19 protein-coding genes and 1 tRNA gene are annotated in these 22612 nt (G+C 66.4%); 11 read left to right on the top strand and 9 right to left on the bottom strand.

What is annotated here, in order from left to right; translation table 11 throughout:
- Positions 1 to 3 precede the first annotated feature (3 nt).
- Together EV137_RS00820 and EV137_RS00815 are read right to left on the bottom strand one after the other, a co-directional pair.
- Positions 4 to 534 (bottom strand): DUF6529 family protein, encoded by a 531-nt coding sequence (locus EV137_RS00820; RefSeq protein WP_134125818.1) that lies wholly within the window; start codon positions 532 to 534, stop codon positions 4 to 6.
- 9 nt (positions 535 to 543) lie between these two features.
- Positions 544 to 1221, bottom strand: coding sequence for a hypothetical protein (locus tag EV137_RS00815; RefSeq protein ID WP_166679746.1), 678 nt, complete (start codon positions 1219 to 1221; stop codon positions 544 to 546).
- A gap of 78 nt (positions 1222 to 1299) precedes the next feature.
- On the opposite strand from EV137_RS00815, the gene EV137_RS00810 reads away from it, so the two are divergent.
- The 3 genes from EV137_RS00810 to EV137_RS00800 are packed head-to-tail and all read left to right on the top strand — an operon-like array spanning position 1300 to position 2895.
- Positions 1300 to 1554, top strand: coding sequence for a DUF8836 family protein (locus tag EV137_RS00810; protein ID WP_134004926.1), 255 nt, complete (start codon positions 1300 to 1302; stop codon positions 1552 to 1554).
- Entirely contained in the window at positions 1544 to 2221 is a 678-nt protein-coding gene (locus tag EV137_RS00805; protein ID WP_134125814.1) for a dienelactone hydrolase family protein, read from the top strand. The genes EV137_RS00810 and EV137_RS00805 overlap by 11 nt, the downstream gene beginning before the upstream one ends.
- On the top strand, positions 2218 to 2895 hold the full coding sequence (locus tag EV137_RS00800; RefSeq protein ID WP_134125812.1) for an endonuclease V: 678 nt from the start codon (positions 2218 to 2220) through the stop codon (positions 2893 to 2895). Before EV137_RS00805 ends, EV137_RS00800 begins: the two co-directional genes overlap by 4 nt.
- On the opposite strand, the gene EV137_RS00795 is transcribed toward EV137_RS00800, so the two are convergent.
- Positions 2881 to 3369 carry a VOC family protein gene (locus EV137_RS00795; protein WP_134125810.1) on the bottom strand — a complete coding sequence of 163 codons (489 nt, stop codon included), beginning with the start codon at positions 3367 to 3369 and terminating at the stop codon, positions 2881 to 2883. The two genes, EV137_RS00800 and EV137_RS00795, sit on opposite strands and share 15 nt — an antisense overlap.
- A gap of 115 nt (positions 3370 to 3484) precedes the next feature.
- Between EV137_RS00795 and EV137_RS00790 the strand changes: the two genes are divergently transcribed.
- A tRNA-Leu gene (locus tag EV137_RS00790) sits at positions 3485 to 3570 on the top strand.
- Here the strand turns inward: EV137_RS00790 and EV137_RS00785 are convergent.
- From EV137_RS00785 to EV137_RS00775, 3 genes are all read right to left on the bottom strand, one after another.
- Positions 3552 to 5318 carry a recombinase family protein gene (locus EV137_RS00785; RefSeq protein WP_134125808.1) on the bottom strand — a complete coding sequence of 589 codons (1767 nt, stop codon included), beginning with the start codon at positions 5316 to 5318 and terminating at the stop codon, positions 3552 to 3554. The genes EV137_RS00790 and EV137_RS00785 overlap by 19 nt on opposite strands.
- Before the next feature lie 293 nt (positions 5319 to 5611).
- Positions 5612 to 6169: a GNAT family N-acetyltransferase gene (locus tag EV137_RS00780; RefSeq protein WP_134125806.1), complete on the bottom strand. Its 558-nt coding sequence runs from the start codon at positions 6167 to 6169 to the stop codon at positions 5612 to 5614.
- Positions 6166 to 7416 (bottom strand): NsdA family TPR-like regulatory protein, encoded by a 1251-nt coding sequence (locus EV137_RS00775; RefSeq protein ID WP_202870785.1) that lies wholly within the window; start codon positions 7414 to 7416, stop codon positions 6166 to 6168. The genes EV137_RS00780 and EV137_RS00775 overlap by 4 nt, the downstream gene beginning before the upstream one ends.
- A 149-nt stretch (positions 7417 to 7565) precedes the next feature.
- On the opposite strand from EV137_RS00775, the gene EV137_RS00770 reads away from it, so the two are divergent.
- Genes EV137_RS00770 through EV137_RS00750 form a run of 5 tightly spaced genes read left to right on the top strand, consistent with a single transcriptional unit; the run spans position 7566 to position 10430 of the window.
- Positions 7566 to 7838, top strand: a complete 273-nt coding sequence (locus EV137_RS00770; protein ID WP_202870784.1) for a hypothetical protein — start codon at positions 7566 to 7568, stop codon at positions 7836 to 7838.
- A 16-nt stretch (positions 7839 to 7854) separates the two neighbouring features.
- Positions 7855 to 8112: a hypothetical protein gene (locus EV137_RS00765; RefSeq protein WP_134004938.1), complete on the top strand. Its 258-nt coding sequence runs from the start codon at positions 7855 to 7857 to the stop codon at positions 8110 to 8112.
- Positions 8109 to 8339 (top strand): putative ATP-grasp-modified RiPP, encoded by a 231-nt coding sequence (tgmA, locus tag EV137_RS00760; protein ID WP_134004940.1) that lies wholly within the window; start codon positions 8109 to 8111, stop codon positions 8337 to 8339. Before EV137_RS00765 ends, tgmA begins: the two co-directional genes overlap by 4 nt.
- Before the next feature lie 2 nt (positions 8340 to 8341).
- Complete coding sequence (tgmB, locus tag EV137_RS00755; protein WP_134125804.1) at positions 8342 to 9289, top strand: ATP-grasp ribosomal peptide maturase; 948 nt, start codon at positions 8342 to 8344, stop codon at positions 9287 to 9289.
- A 4-nt stretch (positions 9290 to 9293) separates the two neighbouring features.
- The gene (locus tag EV137_RS00750) at positions 9294 to 10430 is read left to right on the top strand and encodes a methyltransferase domain-containing protein (RefSeq protein WP_134004944.1); all 1137 of its coding nucleotides are present in this window, start codon (positions 9294 to 9296) and stop codon (positions 10428 to 10430) included.
- A 272-nt stretch (positions 10431 to 10702) separates the two neighbouring features.
- Here EV137_RS00750 and EV137_RS00745 read toward each other — a convergent pair whose 3' ends face one another.
- The 3 genes from EV137_RS00745 to EV137_RS00735 form a co-directional block, all read right to left on the bottom strand.
- Positions 10703 to 11413 (bottom strand): TIGR02391 family protein, encoded by a 711-nt coding sequence (locus tag EV137_RS00745; protein WP_166679745.1) that lies wholly within the window; start codon positions 11411 to 11413, stop codon positions 10703 to 10705.
- A gap of 185 nt (positions 11414 to 11598) precedes the next feature.
- Entirely contained in the window at positions 11599 to 12873 is a 1275-nt protein-coding gene (locus EV137_RS00740) for a pentapeptide repeat-containing protein (protein ID WP_134125800.1), read from the bottom strand.
- Between the two features lie 148 nt (positions 12874 to 13021).
- Positions 13022 to 13327: a hypothetical protein gene (locus tag EV137_RS00735; RefSeq protein ID WP_134125798.1), complete on the bottom strand. Its 306-nt coding sequence runs from the start codon at positions 13325 to 13327 to the stop codon at positions 13022 to 13024.
- Positions 13328 to 14833: 1506 nt separating this feature from the next.
- Here EV137_RS00735 and EV137_RS00730 point away from each other — a divergent pair.
- Together EV137_RS00730 and EV137_RS00725 are read left to right on the top strand one after the other, a co-directional pair.
- Positions 14834 to 20314, top strand: a complete 5481-nt coding sequence (locus EV137_RS00730) for a DEAD/DEAH box helicase (RefSeq protein ID WP_202870783.1) — start codon at positions 14834 to 14836, stop codon at positions 20312 to 20314.
- A complete protein-coding gene (locus EV137_RS00725) occupies positions 20311 to 22581 on the top strand; it encodes a hypothetical protein (RefSeq protein ID WP_134125796.1) in 2271 nt (756 codons plus the stop codon). The genes EV137_RS00730 and EV137_RS00725 overlap by 4 nt, the downstream gene beginning before the upstream one ends.
- Positions 22582 to 22612 lie beyond the last annotated feature (31 nt).

Here is a 22612-nt window from a genome sequence, read left to right as displayed (position 1 = left end):
CTTTCAACGGATGACGCCGAACGTGGTGAAGAACCACAGCGCCGAGGTGAGCCACAGCCCGATCAGGCCGGTGAATACTGCCCCGCCGACGACGGGCAGCAGCCATGACGGCGCGTCCCTGCGGGTGAGGGTCAGCATCTTGACGACGAAGGCGCCGTAGAAGAAGCAGCCGAGCAGCGAGTGGATCAGTACGCGTGGTTCGCCGTACTGGAATCCCAACGCGTACAGGCAATGCGCGACGACCGGGAGGGTGACCGCAACGGCGGCGCGGCCTGACCAACGGTGCACCGGAGCCAGCCAGGCGCGGCCTCTGTAGAGGGCGATTGCTGAGACGACCTGCAGCACGCCGAGTACGAGAGCGAGGGTCGCCAGCCAGGTCTTCACAGCCTGGAAGCTCGAGAAGCCCGCGATGTCGATCGCGACGCCGGTGGGATCGTGGAGGCGGCCGTAGACGCCGAGTGCGACCGCAGCCGCGGCACCGGCCGCGAGTGGGATCCCGACCCTGCTGACCTGGTGCACCGGCGTCGTCGTCACATCCGCTCCTCAGAATGTCTCGTCGCCGGTGATCGGCTGTGCCGTCACGCGTACGCCGCCGACACTTGCGACGCCGCGCTCCCGGTCGAGCCGCGGTGCCGGGGCCGGCGTGCCGTCGTTGTCGACTCCCACCTGACTGCCGTCCGGCAGCACGATCCATCCGATCGTCCTGCTCTTGCTCGCCGATCGGTACAGCCCGGCGGGTGGACCGGCCACGCTGATCGCGAACCGCAGCGTGCGGCCGTGGAGCGTCAGAGAGCCGGTGGCACTCTTCGCGCCGATGGCGGCAACGAGGCGCTCGCCTGTGCGCGATCGCAGGACGACCTGGTTGTCACGGAACGGTCCGGTCAGCCAGGCCTCGAGGCGACGGCCGTCGCACACGTAGGCGACGGCCCGGCCGTTCTTCACGGCGATGGCGACCGTGGCCTCGCGCCCCGTCGTCCTGCCCACGTAGACGGCTGTCGGTTGCGTGGGCGGTGTCGCGGTCTGCGGCGGGGTCGTCGACGGGGTCGATGGGGTGGTCGATGGCGTGGCCGCAGGAGCCGTAGTTGTCGCGGTCGGTGTCGGGGTTGCGCCACCGGTCTGGGTGAGGTCGGTGTTGCCGGTGACCGTGCTGTTGACCGCGAGCAGGACGACGAGGCCCACGGCCGTTGCCGCGAGCGTCACCAATGGACTGCGCCGCCCCATCTCGTCCCCCCGGGTCGAGCATCCCGTCCGGCGCGCGTCCGGTCAACGGGTCCGGCGGGATCCGGGTACGTTGGATTCATGAAGGGCGATCGGGTCGAGATCGTCGTCGACACGGGCAACGGCGTCTCGTCGTACGAGATCATGGCCACGAAGGCGGGCCGCCGCGTCGAGATCTCCACCAGCCGCAACGTCACCGAGGTCGTCGAGGTGACTCGGTCCGGTACGCCGATCCGCACCGCCCGCTTCCTCTCCGCCCGCGTGATCGCCCTCGTCGAACACCCGGCGAGCGAGCCGTCGGCCGACGGATCCCGGCCCACCGGCCATGAAGGTTGAGCAGGTCGTCGTCGACGCCCGCGGCGTACAACTGCCCGGGGAACTGGCTGTGCCGTCGCCGGCCACGGGTCTGGTCATCTTCGCGCATGGGAGCGACAGCAGCCGGCACAGTCCTCGCAACAAGTACGTCGCTCAGGTCCTCGACCGGGCCGGACTCGGAACCCTTCTGTTCGACCTCCTGAGCCCGGACGAGGCCCGGGATCGCCGGAACGTCTTCGACATCCCGCTACTGGCCGAACGATTGACGGCGGCTCACGGATGGGCCCGACGGCGCCCCGGCCTCGGCGATCTTCCGGTCGGATACTTCGGTGCCAGCACCGGCGGAGCCGCCGCGGTGTGGTCCGCGGGCGGTGGTTCGAGGGACGGTGTGGGTGACGGCGTGGGTGACAGTGCGACTGGCCGCGCGAGTGACGTGCGCGCCGTCGTGTCGCGGGGCGGGCGGGTTGACCTGGCAGGCCCGCAGCTCGCGGACGTCACGGCGCCGACGCTGCTGGTCGTCGGCGAGCTCGACGCCGACGTACTGAGGCTCAACCGTGAGTCCCAGCAGCGATTGCGTTGTGTCAACCGGCTCGAGATCGTTGCCGGAGCCACCCATCTCTTCACCGAACCGGGCACCCTCGAACGCGTCGCCGAGCTGGCTCGCGACTGGTTCCGCGCGCACCTATGACCTGGCCGACCGAACCCGCCGAACTGATCGCGCGGCAGCAGGAACTCGTCCGCACGCAACCCGAGCTCTGGGCTCCCCCGGAGCGCTTTCTGATCGGCGGAGTCTGGACCTGTTTCCCACGCGGCCTGGTCGGCCCAGGCTCGGCCACCGACCGGGCGTGGACCAGCGCCGTCGTCCTCGACGGCCGTCAGGTCGTCGCGATGGAGCTGGTGACCGATCACGCGTCGGGTCCCTATCTCCCCGGACTGCTGGCCCTTCGGCTGGGTCCGCTGTGGAACGACGTCGTACGACGGCTCCACCCCAGGCCCGACGTCCTGCTCGTCGACGCGACGGGCCGCGATCACCCACGGCAGGCCGGGCTGGCACTACAGCTCGGCGCCGTCCTCGACCTTCCAACGGTCGGCGTGACACACCGCCCGCTCACCGCCTCGGGTGATTGGCCGGCCGACGAGCGTGGCGGGACCTCGCCGTTGACGATCGGCACCGACCAGGTCGCGACCTGGCTCCGGACGAGGAAGGGCACCCGGCCGCTCGTGGTACATCCCGGTTGGCGAACCGACCTGCCGATGGCGATCCGGATCGTGTCCGCGTCCCTCGCCGGACACAGGACGCCCGAGCCTCTCCGGGAGGCTCGCCGACTCTCCCGGCGCGCTCGGGAATCAGAGAACCTTTAGGCCGTACATCTCGCCGAGCGGGTCGGAGATCAGTTCGATCCGGGCACCGTCAGGGTCGCGGAAGTAGATCGACGTACCGCTCTCTTCCTGGAACTCGACACCATGCTCGGTCAGGCTCGCCTTCAGCCGCTCCCACTGCCCGGGCTCCACTGAGATCGCCAGGTGGTGCAGTCCGCCGAGCACCTCGGCGTACGGCCCGAGGTCCAGCCCCGGGAAGTCGAAGAACGCCAGCAGGTTCCCGTTCCCGATGTCGAAGAAGAAGTGCGTCGACCCCTCGTAGTCCCGGTTCCCGACCATCTCGGTCAGCGGGAACCCCAGCACCTCCTGGTAGAACCGCACCGTCCGTTCGACGTCCGCGCACAGTAACGCAGTGTGATGAAGGCCACGCGCCGACGACGTGACTCCACCCTTCAAGTACGCCGTACGCAGCCGCTCACGCTCCGCTTCAACGGCCGAGAGATCGATCTCCGTCATCTCCACCCACCCTTCGTCCAGCCCCATCAGACACCCCGGTCCGCCCGATGTGAATTCCACCCCTGGAGTTTGCTACTGTTCTCCGGTCAGCACCGCTGAGGCGGTCAGACCACTCGTCCGGGTGGCGGAATAGGCAGACGCGCTAGCTTGAGGTGCTAGTGCCCTTCGCGGGGCGTGGGGGTTCAAGTCCCCCCTCGGACACACTTCTTAACCCCACGCAGGGCGGGAGTTATCGACACTTCCGCTACCTGCAGTCGGTGGTCGTAGGCGATCGCCAGGCCCAAAGCTTCGTACAGCTCGGCCAGATCCTTGTGGTCCGCGTGATCCAGCGCCTTGGCCATGTCGCCGAGCTGCGTCACCAGGGCCCGGATGTCGTTTGCAGTCAGTTGGGGCAATGGATCGACAGCCTTCAGTCCAGATTCCGCAGCTCGCTTGTCGGCCGCTGCCGCGTTGTATTGCTCGGTGAGTGTCTCCGGATCCCAGCCCACCTCGATCGCCCGCCGCAGGCGCTCCATCGTCGACTCCGCGGCCGCGATACGGCGCCGGAATGATTTCGCTTGGGTCTCAATCCTGTCGGCCAGTTCGTCGGCGTCGGCCAGCGCCTCGACAGTGCTGTCGACATGGGCCGGGTCGAACAACCGCGCGATCCACGCGTTGATCTTGCCGGTCAGATGGTCCTCACGCAGATAGACGTTCGGCGGATGATCCTGCAGCGCGGGTGACCCGGGAGCGAGGCTTCGGGCCCGGCAGCGGTAGAACGTCGCGTGTGATCGGTGCGAGCCCTCCATCCGTCGCCCGCAGATCGTGCACTGGATCCGTCTACGCAGCACGTAGGTGTGCGACGACGCGACGCGGGTCCTTGTTGCTTGCGCCCGCTCGGACATGCTTGCCCCGGCCCGCGCGGACATCTCGAACTGCACTCGCGTGAAGGCCTCGACCGACACGATCGCCGGATGGGCAGGCTCGCGTGATCGAACGATCTTCGAGGACGGCGAACGCCTGTACCTGACAACGTGGCCCGCCGCGACATCATCCGGGTCGAGCAGTTCCTCGACCTTCTGCCACCTGCCGTAGATCGCATAGCCGGTATACCTCGGATTGCACAGGATCGCTCTGACCGTCGAGCCCTGCCAGCCGTCGCCTGCACGATGCCGGTTCTCATGAGGAGTGTGGGCTGCCGGGCAAGGGATGTGCTCGGCATTCAGCAACTGGGCGATGCCCTTGTGCCCCACTCCCTCGAGGTACAGCGCTAAGATCCGTTCGACGACCGGAGCCGCGACCTCGTCGACGGCGAGGACTCGTAGCCGGTAGCCCTCCTGCGCCTTCCGCGGATTCGGGTGCGGACCTGCGTCGACAACTTGATAGCCGTACGGCGCACGCCCGCCCTGATGCTTGCCGTCGATCAGCACCTGAGCTGCCATCGCGGCTCGAACGCGACGTTGCACGTGCTGACGTTCTGACTTCGACAGGCCGCCCGTGATCGTCATCGCCATGTCGTGCACCGTGTTCTCGGCGTCGAACCGTCCACCGAGGCTCGGGATCCAGAGAGATACGCCGTACCGGTCGAACTTCGGCCACGTCAGGCTGAACTGGTTGCCGAACCAACACCGAGTCGCTTCACCGACAACCAGTCCATCCCACCCGCGATTGGGATTCTTCAAGGCCTGCAACGCGCGACTGGCCTCGTCTCGTCGTTCCCACGGCAACGAACGCGACTGCCCGATGTCGAAGAACTCCTCCACGACCACGCCACCAAGCGGCTCGACGAACCGGGCCGCCTCCCCCAGTTGCCAGGCCTTGGACGTCTTCGGATCCTGGTTGTCCTCGGTCGAGCACCTTCCGTAGAACGCCAGCCGCCCAATGCCGGTGCCCGTCGGGTGGTCGGGCAGCGCCTCGGTGCCCAGCAGATCATCCAGGGTCGCCCACGGATCTACGCTGTCGCCGCTCATGACGCCCTCTCCCCCGGCCGAGACACATCGTCGGTGCCGCGCCTTGCCCGCGCCAGTCGTACAACAATCCGCCGCAGCACCCGAGCGGCCTGCGGATACAGCGCCGGCAGCCTGCCCGGCATCCTCAGCTGAATCTGCGGATCCTCGCTCACGCGGTCTGCATCTGGCTTCTCCATGCCTACTCAACGCATCAGCCACGCAGAGTTCCGCGAGCGAATACGCCGCACAGCCGATCGATTAAGCAACGATTCGCGACGCTGCCCAACGCCTACGGCTTCGCCGGACGTCTCGACTCAACTGGCCGACCGCGATCCTGGGCGCGTTGGCCGGAGCATGGCGGTCAGGATCGGGCCGTCGACGGACGGTTGCTGTGTGCTGATCTGCTCGTAGCCCCAGGATTCGTACAGTGCCTTGACTTTCCCATCGCCGTTCAAGGCGTTGACCAGCAACGACACCTGCGCCTCGGGACGATTGAGGAGCAACTCGTCATGGATCAGCAGAGCGATCCCCCGACCCCGCCACGGCTTCCGCAGCATGATCTCTTTCACCGCCGCGGTGGGAGTTTCTGTGCAGCCGTCGGGCAGCGGCGTGGTCATCCGGCGCCACCAGCGATCGTCGGGTGTGAGACTGTTCGCGTACGCAAACCCGACCGGCTCCTCCGCGTCGTACCCGATGACAACCTCCCATCCAGGATCCGACGCGTGCCGCGCGAGCTGTTCCCCGAATCGCTCGACCGAGTAGTTCGGCAGATGAAGCTGATCTGCGCGCACGTCCGCATACACCTCGATCATCGTGCTCCACACGTCGTCGATCACGGTGGAGTGGCGCAGCGCAATACCGTCAGGGGTCACAGAAGCTTCCTCAATGAGTCGTGTGCGTAATGGTCCCAGGCGGTTGCCGGGTGGCTGGACGGTGCAACGATCCGCAGTGCGCTGCCGAAATCCTGAAGCATCGAGTTGATCCGTGGATGCAGACCGGTCGGTTCAATCGGGATCGACATCGCGGTGGCAACCGCTTCCTCCAGATCGCCTTGCCCGAGCTGTGCCTTGGCCAGTCGCGCGGTGGTGATCGATCGGGTACGCCGCATGCCGGGCCGCAGAAGCGCGAGACTTCGATGGGCATGGCCCTCAGCCACCTCGTAGTCGCCGAGCGCCAGGTAGCCGGCAAGCGCGAGAGTCTCGAGTTCTGCCTGGTCATAGAACGCGTCCAGCCAGAGCGGCCGTTCGTCGCCGGGTTCAGATCTGGCCAGGGCGTCTTCGGCATGGGCAACGGCTTGGCGTACGGCGCGGTGATCTCCAGTCTGGCCAAGGATCGCAGCATGCCTGGCATGGCCAAGGGAAGCGAACATCGGATCTCGCCTCGCAATCGGCAGCCGACGCGCCACGTCATTGGCAGCCAGCGCATCAACCGGCCTGGCCATATGGCGGTACAGGCTGCCGGCGTGGGACCAGATCCTGAACTGGATCGCCGGGTCGCCTGACATGGTGGCCAGGCCAGCTGCGCGATCGAAATGTCGTTGCGCGGTATCGAACCGGCGACCGTCGATGGCGGCCCACATGGCACTCGACGTGAACGACGCGGCGCATCCGTAGAGCGCGCTGCGAATGCGCTGACTCGCGGTCCCCCGCGCCTGCAGAGCGAGAGCCTCGCCGGCGAGCGCCGACGCCTGCGTCTCGATGGTGAGCTTTCCGCCGTACTGATGATCGCTCGCGACGATCAATGCGAACTTGGACAACAGCCGCTCGACGTCAGCAGCACCAACCCGAGACCGGGTGCCGCGCTGCGTCGATGCTCCGGCGGCAGCCATAACGGTCACCGCGGACGTGCCGATGAACCGACGCCGCGGAACATCCGCCGGCTCGGCGGGCGTGACGAATCCGAGATCGGTGATGGGACAGCTGAAGACTGCGGAGAGCGCGTCGCGCTGGCGGTGATGTGGCCAGCGAGTCTTCCCGGTCAGCCAGTTCCGCACCGTTCGATCGCTGACGGTGCCTCCGTAGCCGGCGCGCCGCAGATCGGCGTTGACCGCTTCGGCCAACTCGACCTGGGTCAAGCCGATCTCGGCCATGCGCGCCTTCAGGACCTGGTTGCCCTCCACAGCCCAACGATATGTACGGCGAGTCACGGCCCGACAGCGTTCTGCCCGGAAATTTCCGGTTCAGGTCGATCAACAGGTAGCGACGATTTCCTTACGTTCCGCAGTCGATGGGCCTTCGATGGACACCAAGGACCTCGAAGGGAATTCGAATGGACGTCGATGCACAGCTCGACCGCTCGGCCAGAAGCATCGCGTGCCCACGCCGGTTCGTACTACGTCGGGCCGTCGACGTGACCGGCGTCAGCGGCACCGGCGATGTTGCAGAGGGCGTCGAGTGGTCAGACGGCACCGTGGCGCTGCGGTGGCGCGGAGAGTGGGCCACCACAGTCGTCTGGGACTACGGCCTCGACGCTCTCCTCGCGGTACACGGCCACAACGGTTCCACTGTCGTCCGGTGGCTCGACTCCGACCGCCCGGTCTGAGCGACCGTTCACTTCGATGGCCGAGCAGGAACTCTGGCGCGTGCAGTTGTGGCTGGGCGACTACTTGATCGAGGAGCACATCGCCCCGACTGCACTCGCAGAGCAATACGCGCACGTCATCAACCTTCGGATCCACGGCCTTCCGGGCCGACACCTGCGGTGTCAGCGAATCACCGACACGGCAGGCCAGAAGCCGGCCGGCGCGGGACGAGATAGCGAGTCCGTCCTGGGCCGGCCGTTCCAAAGCCTCACCGACATTGGAGAACGACCATGAGCAACGCGATGACCGCGGTTCCCTTCGGCGTCCGTCACCTGGCTTCCGGGCCGGACATGACGCCGATGGAACTGCCGATGACCTACAGCGCCAACCTCCAGTTGAATGTGTCTGCGACCGGGAACCCGTACCACGCGATCGCCGCGGCCCTGCCGGAAACGAACACCGAGACACCGATCCCCGACGGCCAGCGCCCCGGATCGGACACTTCGACCGACAACTACTGACCATGGGCACCATCCTGGTGCTGACCGGTCGCGATGACCTGACGGCAGACGCCGTCATCGACGAGCTGACCCGGCGGAACGCATCAGTCGTCCGGTACGACACCTCCGACTTCCCGCAGTCTTCGCGCGTAGCTGGGACCCTCGGGGTGAATGGCTGGGAGGGGCACCTGACAGGTGAGCGGTCAGTCGACCTCGGAGCGGTTAGTGCCGTGTGGTGGCGACGGCCAGCCGAGTTCAGCGTGCCGAGCGCCTGGCCGGACGAAGCGCGGGCATTCGCGGTGTCTGAGGCGCGCGTCGGAGTACTCGGCGTACTGGGGTCACTGCCAGTGAGATGGATCAATCACCCGGCCAAGGACTCGGCCGCGAACTACAAGCCGGTTCAGCTTGCTGTGGCAGCCCGCGCAGGACTCGACGTACCGCGGACAGTCATCACATCGGATCCCGATCATGCTCGTGACTTCATCGGCGCCGACGAGGTCATCTACAAGGGCCTCAGCGGCGGTGTGCTCACGGCGGAACGTCGTCATCGGTACCTGCCGACCACGGTGCTGCGCGCCGATGAGATCGACGCGAGCCTCACCGGCACTGCGCATCTGTTTCAGGAACGAGTTCCTAAGCAGTGCGAAGTACGGCTGACTGTGATTGGGCAGCGGATGTTCCCGGTCGCGATCCATGCCGGAAGTGCGGCTGCCAGACTGGACTGGCGAACGGACTATTCGTCCCTCACCTACGGTCCGATCGAGCTTCCGGTGCAAGTGGAGAAGGGTGTCCGGCTGCTCATGGACGAACTGGGTCTGTACTTCGGAGCGCTGGATTTCGCCGTGACCCCTGACGGCCGATGGGTGTTCTTCGAAGTGAACCCGAACGGTCAATGGCACTGGCTCGCGGTCAAGGCCGGCGTACCGATGATCGAATCAATGGCCGACGCCCTCCAAGGAAAGGACGATTGACTCCGTGACAGACTGGACCGACGCCGCTCGCAAGCTCGCCGACGAGATCACAGCAGCGGCACCGGAGTGGCACGACTCGGTCAGCTCCACACCTCGGCACCAACTGGTGCCGAGGTGGTGGGAGCCGATCCCCGACAGCTACCCATTCGCCTGGGGACTCCGCACGCCGCACCCGGACCAACCATGGGCAGAGATCTACGCCGACGAGACGCTGGTGACCCGTGTGGGCGCACTCCACGCCGACAGGGCAGACCTATCCGACCGTCCAACGGGTCTCCCGACGTCGTCCTCGACACTGCCCGGGTTGATCGTGCGCATGCTGCACCTGCTCAGCCCCGGCGAACAGGACCGGGTGCTCGACGTCGGCACCGGCTCCGGCTACTCCGCCGCCCTCCTCGCCCGTCGCCTCGGCGACAAGCAGGTGACCAGCATCGACGTAGACCCCTACCTCGTCGACGCCGCCCGCGAACGCCTCGCCGCCTTCGGCCGAACACCGCACCTCGAGATCGCCGACGCCACCGGCTCCCTGCCCGACGCCAACTACGACCGCATCATCGCAACCGTCTCCGTCCGTCCCATCCCGCCCGCATGGCTAGACGCACTCCGACCTGGCGGAAAGATCGTCACCACCATCACCGGCACCTCACTCCTCATCAACGCCAAGAAACACCCAGACGGAGTAGTCCGCGGCCGCGTCCAACCAGACCCGGCCACCTTCATGCGCACCCGCCGCGACACCGACTACCCAGCTCGCCTCGACCATGTGTACGACGACGCCCGCGACCAGCCAGGCACAGAGACCCGCCAACTGAGCGGCCCTCTGCCCGATCTCTGGGACGACTGGGAACTGCGCTGCCTGTACGAGCTCGACAGCCCCGACATCGAGAACCGCTCGGCAACCCGCGAGGACGGCAGCCAACTCCTGTGGCTCCTAGCAGCCGACGGATCCTGGGCCCGCGCCGACAGCGAAGACAAAACCGTCCACCAAAGCGGCCCACGGCGCCTGTGGGACGACCTAGAGCGCGTCCAAGCCAAATGGGCGGCCGCCGGCCACTTCCCTCTCCACACCATGACCGTCGAGCTCGACACCGACCGGAACACCCTCACCAGCCCCGACAGCAACTGGACACTCGACCTCTGACCATCTCCGCCGCCGACCGGTGCCTTGCCGCCTTGAACGACGCCGCTGACAACGAGTGGGACGAGGTGAAGAGCGCAAGGCTCGCAGCGGTGCGGAGGCAATAGCCGGCCTGGGCCGAGACGCTCTCGCCGATGTCACCTCGCAGGTCATCGCGAAGACGATGGCTGATTGTCAGATCACCGACTAGCCCCGCAGCCCGTCCGGTGCAGACGGACCCAGCCCCTTCTGTGCTCGACGCTGCGAACACGTTGGCCTTGCCGAGGCCGGGCCGGCTACGCGAGCCGCTGTTCCGCGCGATGCACCATCCGCAGAAGGAGATCGGCCAATTGAACTGCCTCGGCCGCCTCAACCGGATCATCGAACTGGACAGTCCTGTGGCTGGCGGGATTCTTAAAGGCGCCGATTGCGCCGGCGAACAGATCGGCGGTGGCCTGTTGCTCGCCCGGTTCCGCGCCCGGGTCCCGCAAGACACCGTCCTTTGGGCTGAAGGCCTTCCGCATCAGCGCGACGCCGATGAGATCGTTCGACAGCCCAGCTACTCGCCGTACTTCGACCTCCACGGCCTTCATCGCTGCGAAGGAGGCGGTCTCGTAGTCACCCAGACCGAAGTTGGCGCGGGCTGATGAGAGGAGGGGATCGAGGTTCCCCGCAAGGCGATCGGCCGCCCAGACCTTCGTGACGGCGCTCGGGTCGTCGGCGATCTCGCGGCCCAGCTCGGTCACCTGCTGCCATTCCGACAGGGTGTTCATGGCGTGCCGGCCAACCAAGGCGTGGGCTTGCAGCCAGGCCCAGGCGTCGGCGATTCGCGCCATGAGTTGAGCGCCGTCTTGCCCCCCACCGACCGCTTGCTGCATCCCGCGCAGCGTGTTGTTGGGATTGATCTGCGCGCTGCTGTTCGCCAGCACCTTCAACAGGCGCAGAGCAAGCTCAGGCAACGGAAGATTCCGGATGTCCTCAATCGGCACAACGGTTTGGAAGGCCATCGACCGATCGTAGGGCAACCCCGCGACCGCACCTCGTTCAGCCCGGCGCCGTAAGTAGCTCAACTCGCAAGACCAACTCCGGCCGTTCCCCGCGGCCATCCCTCTCGACCTAGACGGCCCACCCCGCAGGTGGCGAGCGCCGACCGGCTTCCGTTGATAACGGCTGTCGAACAGTTCGCTTCGCACTAAGCAGAGGAGTCGGGAGGCCAGGCGCTGCGTGATGGGACCGGTCCCCAGCGGATCTCCTGAGGGGAAATCCGAGCTTCATGTAGTGCGTCGTCCACGTCGGTAAATGCCGAGTCTCGAAAAGACTCGAACTCGCCGGAAAACGTCGCCCCATCGAACGACGTGTGCTTGCCGGAGAACCTTGCGTCATCGAACCAGGCATTGTCGCCGACGAACTCCGCCCCGGCGAACGACGTGCTGTCGCCGGAGAACCTCGCCCCGGCGAACCATGTTTGCTCGCTGGAGAACACGGCTCCGTCGAACATGGTGTCCTCGCCGAAGAACTCCGCCCCTTCGAACACGGTGTCCTCGCTGGAGAACGTCGCCCCATCGAACCACGTGCGGCCACTGGAAAAAGTCGCCCCGGCGAACCACGTGCGGTCGCCGGAGAATGCCACCCCCGTGAACAGTGTGTAGTCACCGGAGAACTTCGCCCCGTCGAACCACGTCCGTTCACCAGAGAACGTCGCCCCGGAGAAGGAGGCGTTGACGAGCGTGGCACCGGTGAAGTCGAACGTCAGGTCGCTCCAGCTCTGTTCGGCGTTGGCCCGAAGGTGCTGGCGGATCGTGTCCACAATGGCTTGGCGGACCTGGATCTCGCCGGTTTGGTGGGTGGTGGTTTCAGTGCGTTGGATGGTGCCGCCGGCGTAGTGACGCTGTTCGACTACTAGTTCTGGGTGGCCTAATGGAGGTTCTCCGGTGTAAGGGAGGCGGAGGTACCCACAGAGGACATCGACGCACTGCTGCCGTCGGGTGGACCACTCATCGGCCAGGGCAGCCATGGCGTATACACCGGCTAGCCGCACAGCGGGCCGGTCGCCACCGAGTTGGGCGGCGGCGGCTCCGAATCGCTCAGTGAACAGCCGGATCTGGTCGCGTTTGCCGACATCGTCGCGTTCAAGGTGCTGCTGACGGCGGTAGTTGACAACCAGGGCGATCGCGGCACCACCGGCGGCGACCACCCCCAGAGCAAGCTTCAGCACATCAGACTGGGAGGCTTGATCGCCGTACAGCTGCCACGGCCACCTCCGTGCCAGGAGCCCAGAGATGACCATCCAAGCCGCGACGGCGCCGAAGAAGAGTCCCACGGCGGTCCGCACCGTGGCACGGGACAAGCCGCCGGCATCGGCGGTCTCGCGATCCGGCACCCCAGGTCGACGGACTCCGTCTCGTCGTCCACCGGCCAGGACCACCGACCCATGTTGCAGACCCCGCTGCGCATCCTGCTGCGTCATACCGCACCCCACTGCCGTCATCGAGGATCAGTAGTAGATCGGACGTAGCGCGGCCAGGGAAGGATCCGGCCTGCGAACCCGGACGTTGATATCCGCCGTCAGCAGTCCTCGAACTGTCTGCGCCTGCTCGACACCGCCAAGGCCGACGCTATGCGCTCACGGGCTTCACCTGCTGGATGGGCTTCACGATATTCAAGTCGCGGCGCACGGCGTTCACGAACACAAACCGAGCATCAACGAAGAGCTCCTCGTTCGCGTCGTCGTCTCGAACAACGTCTAGCCACTTGAACGCTGACTCAACGACGTCATTTGGCGCGACAATCAACAGGCGATCGAGAGCCTGCTGCACGTTGACGTGAGCTGCAAGATGTCTCTGGTGAGCTTTGGCCCTCTCCTCGAGCACCGTGGCAGACGGATCGGCCTGAGATTCCGCCTTCGCATCGGCCTCCTGCATCGCATCATGCAGTTCCTGTTGCTGCTGACCGCGCTAGTCGGATACCGCGACACCCTTCTGCGCGTCGCCCACTCCAAATCCTGCGCGAGGTAGCTGACGATCCCCTACGCCGCCGATGCGGCGCCAAATGGCCTTTAAGTGAAGACTCAACCACTCGGCAGACTCTCCAGGAGCCGAACGCACCGCGACTGCATCGAAACGACGACTTCGAAGCTGGCACACATCTGGCACTTGAGGCGTTTCAGCGCGGTGCAACGAGTATTTCAGTATGTTCGCCGGCGCGACGTTGAACAATTATGGACGACCGTCGACCGCCATTCCAGCGTGATCTGACCGCCCGCCAACGCGTCTGTGAACACTGCAGCGACTCCTACATCGCGGCCCGATCCGACCAACGCTTCTGCTCAGATCGCTGCCGCCTGCGCCACTGGCGAATCCGCAAACGGGTCCATTTAGCCGAGGCAATCGAGCCGATCACGTGACCGTGCTTCTCGCGGAAGTCGCCCGATTACACCACCAAGTCAGCGAGCTGCGGCGCGCGAACGCAACTCTCCGCGAGGCTCGGAGCTGTGCACAGACGCGAGTCTTATCCGCTCGAAACTCATACCGCATCGGGGACCTGATGTAGCCACGGCGGACTCCCCGTGTGTCGGATGCTGCGCAGGTCGAGCTGCATCTAGGGCGTCTGTAGGGACGCACTGGTTCGGGGGTGGCCACGCGCTCGCCCAGCACCTCGCCATGCGAATACCGCGAAGTTCTGCCGTCCACGCCACCGAGCCTCCCTCTCGTATCAAGCCGGTCACTGCTCAGGGTATTAAGCATTGATCACAACGTGTAACGGATGCGCCCTCGCTCGCGATACGGAGGTCAAGCGACGCCGGGGCGGTGCGTTGGAGGGGGACATCCGAATGATCCGACGCCCGTCGTTCCGGCGAGCCTGACGCTGGCTGTGGAGGGAACACCTTTCAGCCAGCGACGACTAATCTCACGGTGATGGCTGACGGAGGGCAGATGCCGCAGGGGGACGAAACAGGAACGATGTCGGCTGCGGTTAGGAAGGTTGTGGCACTCGTTGGCGAGCACGAGAACGGCGTCACGTTCGCTGACTTGGTGGCGGCTGCTCGTAGCCGCTTCCCGGGGGTCACGCCGACGCGCCTGACTGTTTTGCTGGATCACGCCTTGACCGCACGGGCTCTGCAGCGGACTGGCGACGTGATCCGCGTGGGAGAGGAGCTCGCTGAGCCGAGCAGCGAAGCGACTCCGGAGCCGGGTGCTCGGATCGTCGTACTCGACCTTGAGTCGGTCGTCCACACAACTGACACCGAGCCGTTCACGGAGAAGCGCATCTTCCAGATAGGCGCGCTTCGTATGGGCTCGGATGTCGCTTGGGTTCAGACAGCTCCTGAGTTCGAGCGATTCTTGATGCTGCCAGATGAGAGCTGGGAGATCCGCTCGCCAACTCTTCGAGCCAGGCATGCAGCAGAAGGGAAGCCGCCTCTGGATGCGTTGACAGATCTACAGGCGTACTGTGCCGAGGCCGATGTGCTTCTGACCTACAACGGCACGGTAGCCGACGTCCCGATACTGGCCGACGCGATGGGGCGCGAGTTGTTGCCACCTTTGTCGACGACGCCCGTCGACGCCTACTACCTGGCGCTGTCGCTGTGGCCGACCGCGCCCAGTCATCGGTTAGCGAACCTGTGCGACGACGTTGGTGTGGACCGGGGTGATCTCGCCTGGCACGACGCCGTCGACGACGCCCGTCTGCTCGAACGTCTGGTGATCCGGATGGCAGCTGAGCTGGCTGGGTGGTCCGAGCAGATGCGCCAGTTGGTGTGCTCAGTAGCGCCGGACTCCCCCGCTTGGTCCCTGGTCCTCCACTTGGCGGGCCACCTTGGGGAACCGACCAGCCACAACCAGGCCGCGATCACCGCCGTACTCGGCACCGGGTTGGGCGCACATGTTCCCCGACGGCAAGGCCCCGCCGGCCCGACGGCAACCATCCGCGTCACATCAGAGATGCGGGATGACGGCCGGGTCAGCCCAGGGAGACTGGCGCAGATCGTCCGCGGTCCGGGCGCACGCCTGCGCGACGAGCAAGAGCAGATGAGTTCTGCGATTCACCGGTGGGTCGACGACGGCGTACCTGGTCTCGTCGAGGCGCCGACCGGTACGGGCAAGAGCTACGCAGTCCTCGCCTGTGCGCTGGAGTGGCTCGCCGGCGACCCGAACCGAAGGGCCCTGATCACTACCTTCACCAAACAGCTTCAGTTGCAGCTCGCGCACGACGTCGTGGCCCTGGATCGCAACGCGCCTGGGCTCGGCCTGCTCGCCGAGTGCGACGTCGTCAAGGGCGCAAGCAACCGACTGTCGCTTCGTGCGCTCGTCGCCGCACTCGCTGATGCGACGCAACTGACGCGGTCGAGGAGGACGCCGGAGCGAAACCGGTTCCTGGCGACAGCCGGGTTCCGTGAGCTGCTGGTCTTCCTGACGCTGCGGTTCCTGGCCTCGCCGGATGTCGAGGCCGGTTGGACCGCGCACTCGGTGGATCCGGTCGACATGCCGCCGTTCTTCAGCGAGTACCTCACCAAGGCGCTGCCAGTGTGGCTGGAGTCTTTGTCACAGGGAACGAACGGTGAGTACGGCGCCACTGCCGGAACGCCGATGGCACCTCACACGGACTATGTCGCCGAGGCGCTGTCGTCGCACCGGTTGCTGCTGGCGAACCACGCTCTGCTGCTGGCGCACCTGAGCGAACTGGGGTCGATGGGTCCGGACACTCTGCTGATCGTGGACGAGGCGCATCAGCTCGAGGATGCCGCGACGAGTGCGCTGTCCACCGTGCTCGAGCATCGCGGCGTGCAGAGTCTCCACGCCGATCTCTTATCATGGTCGCGCTCCGCGCAGACCGGCTCAGCGCACGATTCGGTGCGCGCCGCGGTGACGAATCTCGGCCTGCTCCTCGACAACGCACAGTTCCCCAAGGCCGCATCGCTGGTCATGGACGCGCGCGGCGCCGTAGGAGGACAGGTTGGCGGACGCACCGTAACCCTCGCGTCGGACTACACGGGGACGTCCGGCGTGAGCCAGGTCCGTACGCTGCAATCCCTGATCCGCCGGCTGTCCGGACAATGCCACGCACTGACCGGGGCGTTGGGCAACTATCTGAGGGAACACGGCTCGACGCTGAACTTCTTCGAATTCGAGCGCGTCCAGGCCTTGCTGACCGCCACCGCGACCTACAAGGCGAACACCGAGTCCATCAACGCAGACATCGACGCCATCATCGGACGAGCGAGACCGGCCGCCACCGGCGCCCCCGAACCCGAGACGCCGACGGTCGAAGCGGATCCGGACCTTGACCCGGACCACGTTGCTCTGGCCGATCTTCCGCCCGGCACGTCGAATCGGGTCGTGTACGCCGAGGAGCTCGGGCAACTGCGCGGCGACCTGCGCTCGTACGACTTCTCGGTGACGTCGTCGCCGATCGAGCTGCCGGAGGATGTCGACTGGCGGCAGTTCCTGATCACCTTTCCGCGCACCTACTACGTATCGGCTACGCTGCGCATCGGCGGTCGCTGGGACTTCATCCGCGCCCGGCTCGGCTTGGACCCGAACACCCGAACCCTCAGCCTCAACACCCCCTTCGACATGAAGTCACAGGCCGAGCTCGTCTGTTTCTCGGACTTCCCGTCGTGGGCCGAACAGTCCGAAGGCGCCATGCGGACGGTCGCCCACCAGTTGGCCGGCTATGCCACCGAGGTCGTCACCCAAGCCGATCCGGACGAGAGCGGGCGCGGAGGGTACGTCGGCGGAGCGATGGTCCTGACGACAGCCAGATCGACCGCCGGCGGCATCGCCGAACACCTGGCCGACGAACTGCGCAAGCGCGGTGACGACACCCCCGTCCGCTCGGCCCTCGTCCTCGGCAACCGGCGCGGCGTCGACGAGTTCAAGGACCAGGAGCACGGCGGTGGATTCCTGATCGGTACCAAAGGACTCTGGCAGGGAGTCGACGTCGACGACGAGGAACGGCTGCGTCTGGTCTGGATCAACAAGCTCCCCTTCGCCCCGTTCGCGGCCCCGGTCATTGAGGCGCGGCGCGCCGTCGTGGCGGCACGCGCCATGGCCGCGCACGCGGAGGACCCGGACGCGGCAGCGACGGCGATGTACTACCTTCCGCTGGCCGCGCTGCAACTGCGCCAGGCCGTCGGCCGCCTGATCCGGTCGGAACGCCATCGCGGTGTGGTCGTCATCAGCGATCGCAAGCTCGCCGGCCAGACCGCGTTGCGGCGCGCGTACCGGCGGACCTTCCTCGGCTCGCTCGACGAGGGTCTGCTCCGTCCGGACGAGGTCACCGGTGAATTAGGCGGCGGGAACGTCGTCACGATGGCGGATGGATGGCAGCGCATCTGGTCGTTCCTGGCACGCCTCGACCTGATCTCACAGCCCCGCGCCGACAAGCTGTGTACGCCTGAGAAGTTGAACGAGCACACCTTGCTGCCGCACACCCGAATGATCCGCCAGCTCGCTCTCACAGCCGAGCAAGTGGACGAGCACCGAGCCGCCGGCACGCTCGCCGACGAAGTCGTACGGCGTGGCGCGCAGATCGGCGGCCTCCTCGCGCTGCGCGACACACCAGCCGAGCTCAAGCCTGCGCAGCAGACCGTCATCGCCGCGGTGGCTGAAGGACGCAATGTGCTCGGTCTGCTGCCGACAGGCTTCGGGAAGTCGTTCTGCTTCCAGCTCCCCGCACTCGTCCTGCCCGGGGTCACGATCGTCGTGTCTCCGCTGGTCGCGCTCATGACGGACCAGGCGCTGGCGTTGAACCGTTCGATCGGCGGCGCGGTCCGAGCGCTGGTCGCACCGCTGCGAGAGTCCAGCTCGCGGGCCGGCAAGACCGAGGTCGCGGATCAGCTGCTCGGGCGGCACGACCACGGCATCCGCCTGGTGTACGTGTCACCTGAGCGCCTGGCCCAGCGCCGGTTTCGCGAGGTCGTCCGCTCCGCTGTGAAGGCAGGCATCGTCAACCGGATCGCTCTCGACGAGGCACATACGTTCGTTCAATGGGATGATTTCCGGCCCTCGATGGGCAGGGCGGAGAAGTTCCTTCAAGAGCTTCGTACGGACCATGGCCTGCCTGTCACCGCCTTGACCGCGACAGCGAACCGAACAGTGCTCGCCGGTCTGCGACAGGGCGTGTTCGCCTTGCTTCCGGACACCAACCTCGACGCGGAGGCCGCCGAGGACAAGGTCGGCACGCTGCTGACCGTGCGCGAGAACCCGATCCGCCCCGAACTCGCCTTGTTCCGCCGCTCGATCTCTGCCGCGGGTTCGGCGATTACCGGCGGCCTCGCCGAGGAGGTCGCCTCCGCGGTCGAGGACCACGCGATCTTCTACTGCCTGACGGTCAAGGAGGTCGTCGCCCTGTCGGCGCATCTGCGCGACTTCCTCGGCGACGGCTCGGTTCGGGTCCGTCGATTCCACGGCCGTCTGACAGAGATCGAGAAGTCAGCCGTTCTGAACGAGTTCCGGGAGGCTCCGCGACGAGGAGAGGAGGGTTTCGCTCCGCTGATCGTGGTGGCCACGTCCGCGTTCGGCCTCGGCATCGATCGCGCGGATGTCCGGACCGTGTACTGCGCCTCGGCACCGACCGATCTCGCCGCGCTGTATCAGCAGGTGGGTCGGACCGGCCGCGACGCCGCGGCCCAGCCGGGAAGCGCTGCGGACGGACCGGCCAATGTCGGATTGGCCCTGATGACCGGACGAGGTCTGCGGACCGTGCAGTTCATGACCGAAGGCGACCTTTCGATGCAGCTGCTCGTCCGCATGGGCAAGGCCGTCCTGGCGACTCACGGAACGCTTGACGTCTCCACGGTCGCCGACCGGCTGATGGGCGAGGACGTCGATGCCGGCCGGCTCAGCCAGCAGGATGCCGGCAAGACCCGTACGGCAGAGACATACAACTCCGGCGTCATGCGCGCCTTCACCGCATTGGCGTCGCTCGGCGCGGTCGACGACCTCGGCGACTTCCCTCCTCTGGCGACCGTTCGCGCCGGAGAACTCCTGGACACCTACAGCGAGGACGGCGACGACGACGCGAGCGTTCGCGCTGCCATCAAGGCCGTCCTCGCGCTGCCGAACAGGACGACCGACGGCACTCTGCATCGCTCGGTTCTTGCCATCAGCAAGCTTCATCGTCACCTCGCCGCGGTCGTGCCCGGCTACGACGCTTTCGCCGGTGACGCGGCCGGCACCTGGCACCTTCTGGCTGACCTGCACGACCAAGGACTGCTGGATGTGTCAGCCGCACCTTCTCGACGGATGGTGACCGGTTTGCGGGCGAACGTCGCCACGCTTCCAGCCGGCTTCAAGGCCGCCGTATCCGGTAAGGCCGCACGGGCCGCAGCCGAGATCACCTTCCTGCGCGACTTCTTCGCCGACTCCACCACGTGTGCGAACCGCAAGCTGGCCGACTACTTCGGGGTCCGCGACCTGCCCGACGGATGTTGCTCGCACGCCGGCAACCGATGCTCGGCCTGCTGGCAGTCGGGCAACTGGCCGGCCGGAGAGACCAAGCCGAAGGTCGCAGACGCCCTCGAGACGCCGAAGCCAAGGCCCGCGGGCAGCCGGACGGACACCGCGTTCGCCCAGCGCCGCCTGGACGACAAGGTCTACGACCTGGTGTGGGACATCTACGCCGGGGTCCACATCCGTGACCTGCAGCGCGCGCTGCGCGGCGAGGATTCCTCGTGGAATCCGAAGACGCGCAAGCGGCGCCGACTACGAACGGCGCTGGTCAACTCGCGGTACTTCGGGTCCAGTCCATCCATCCGTCTCGAGGAGCTGGAAGACTCGTTGCAGCGCCTCCAAGACGCAGGCCGCGTCGCTCAGGTCGGAGCCGTGTGGCGCGAGAGTCAGCACATCGCCCGCGACGCGCGCAAAGCGGCTGCCTCACAACCCGTCGCTTCCGGGAGCACGCCATGACAACTCTGGTCGCGCCCACCTCAGCGTGGCGTCCGTACGCCGATCTCTCGCCACTGACTGCGAGCATGACTCGCGGCCCTGAGCACGTCAGCCGCGAAGAGATGGCCGCCCTCGCAGCGTTTCTGGAGACGTTGATCGAGGTGCGCGGAATCCCGGTGCACGTCAATGTCGCTTTCAACGCGGTGTACTTCGGTTACGACGTCGTGGAACGCGGCTACGTCGGCGGCCCGTTGGACCTCGATGCCTTCCCGCTGCTGACACATGGCGACAGCTGCCCGGCGCTACCTGTCGGGTCGATGGTTCGGCTTGCCACAGGGAGTGACCCGCTGTTCGGCGAGGTGATCTACCGCGAGGGCGCACACGATCTGATCGACGCCGACGGCACCGTTCCAGGGTGGCTCTCCGGAGCACCTGCGGGCGCTCACGAACCCCGGTCCGGCGATGTACCGACTGACACAGCGGCTCACCCGGTGGCGCGCCGGGAACGTGTGATCGTCGACTTCGCCGCTTTCACGGCCGGCCTCACGCCGACCCCTGCGCAGCTCGATCGGCTGCGTCACCGTGGGCGCTATCTGGACAACACCGGCCATGTCATCGTGGACGCCGAGTACAACACCGGTGCGGTAGCGGACCTGACCGGCGCAGAGCAATACCAGCGATACCTGCGAACCCACGGCCTCGCACAGTTGTGTTCCGCGGCCGCTCCTGTCCCACTGCCCACACTTCTTGCTGATGGTGCCGGTGACGACGATCTGGAGGCTGCCCTCGCAGGGATCTTCGCGACCCTCGCGGCCGCGCTGGCCTGTCTGAGATCGGTCCGCCTCTGGGGTTCGTATGCCTTCTCCAGGGCTCAGTTCGCATACCGGCTGAACGACGCAGGACCGTTGGGCAAGGAGGATCTCGGCACTCTGGCCGACCAGTTGGCAAGAGCCGCCGTGCCATCACACACCTCCCGCTGGGGTCCGGATCACAAGGTCGCGTACACAGCGATCACGCCACTCCTGCGCCAGGTCGCCGGCGGCGCCCGTCATCTCCTGGGCGTGAACCATGCGACCACCGTCATTCACGCACACACCGTCGTCGGCGACTGGGCGCGAAGCGACGCCGATCCGGACACCGGGCTTCACGCCAACGGCGTACATCTGCGCGTCGACGACACCTGGCAAGGCGGCGGGATCTGGCGCGCCGAACGGCCAGGGGTTGTCCCGGAGAATGTCGATGTCACCGATCCGCTCGGACTGGGATGGGTCGAGGCCGCCGGCCTGCCCAGTCCGCTCGACCCTGCACCACCTGAACCCGACGCCGAACCCGAGCCGATCGACGACGGTCGGGTCCTCAACGTCTCCGACTCGCAGGTCATGTGGATCCAGACGCTGCGTGAGGCTCATCAAGTCAGCTCGTACTTGCCGATCCCGAGCAAGCTCGGAGCGCTCTTCGACGGTATGGTCGAGCCCGGTCGGGTGAAGCTCGCCGTGCACCATGACGGATACCAACTCGATCCGGACGAGGCCTCGCAGGAGGTCAATCTCGTGCGCGACGGCGAGTTCTGGTCCTTGACCGAGGTGTCGTGGCCGCTGGAGTTCTTCCCCGGCATCATCCTCACCGGTACCTGGCAGCGCGGCGGACGAATGCTTCGTGTCACGTCGACGTTGCTCGACGCACCGGTCACCGTCGACGGCGCGGACATCGAGCACCGCTACGACCCCGCCGTACTGACCAAGGAGACCCGCTCCGGCACCGACCCGGACAGCTGGATCGCGCGGATCATGACCATCGTCCGCCAAGCCGGCCAACTGGATGTCCAAGGTGAAGCGGTCATCGACGAGATCCACCTGCTCCGGTTGGCCTGCAACAGGCCCGGGGACGATCGCGAGGACGCGGAGGCGGCGATCGCCGATCTTCTGCGGTGCGGCAAGCTGACTAGGCTGACGGCATCCGTCGATGCGAGCGGTGACATCGTTCTCAGCTCTCTGCCCGGTGTCCGGCCGATCACGGTACTTCGGTACGTGCCGACTGTCGTCGTCGGGCGTCCCCGACCGCCGGTGCCCGCGGTCCTGCGCGGTCTAATGGCAACCAGTGGCGTCGAAGCTCGGATGGTTCGCGACATCGAGGTTGTCGGGCATCTACGTCACCTTCCCGCGGGGCGGCAAGCCAGGGCAGAGAAACGGGCCGAGTACCGGGAGTTCCGGGCCCGATACCGCCTCGCGGGCCCGTCCGAGCTACCGGACGGCTACACGTTCGTCAGTCCGTTCCAGCGCGGCATCTGACACACACACTCGACACAACCTTGGGGGAATT

The organism is Kribbella pratensis, assembly GCF_004366075.1.
GTDB classification, from domain to species: domain Bacteria; phylum Actinomycetota; class Actinomycetes; order Propionibacteriales; family Kribbellaceae; genus Kribbella; species Kribbella pratensis.
Note: the sequence above shows the minus strand (reverse complement) of the source record. Positions and strands in the feature narration are given on the sequence as shown.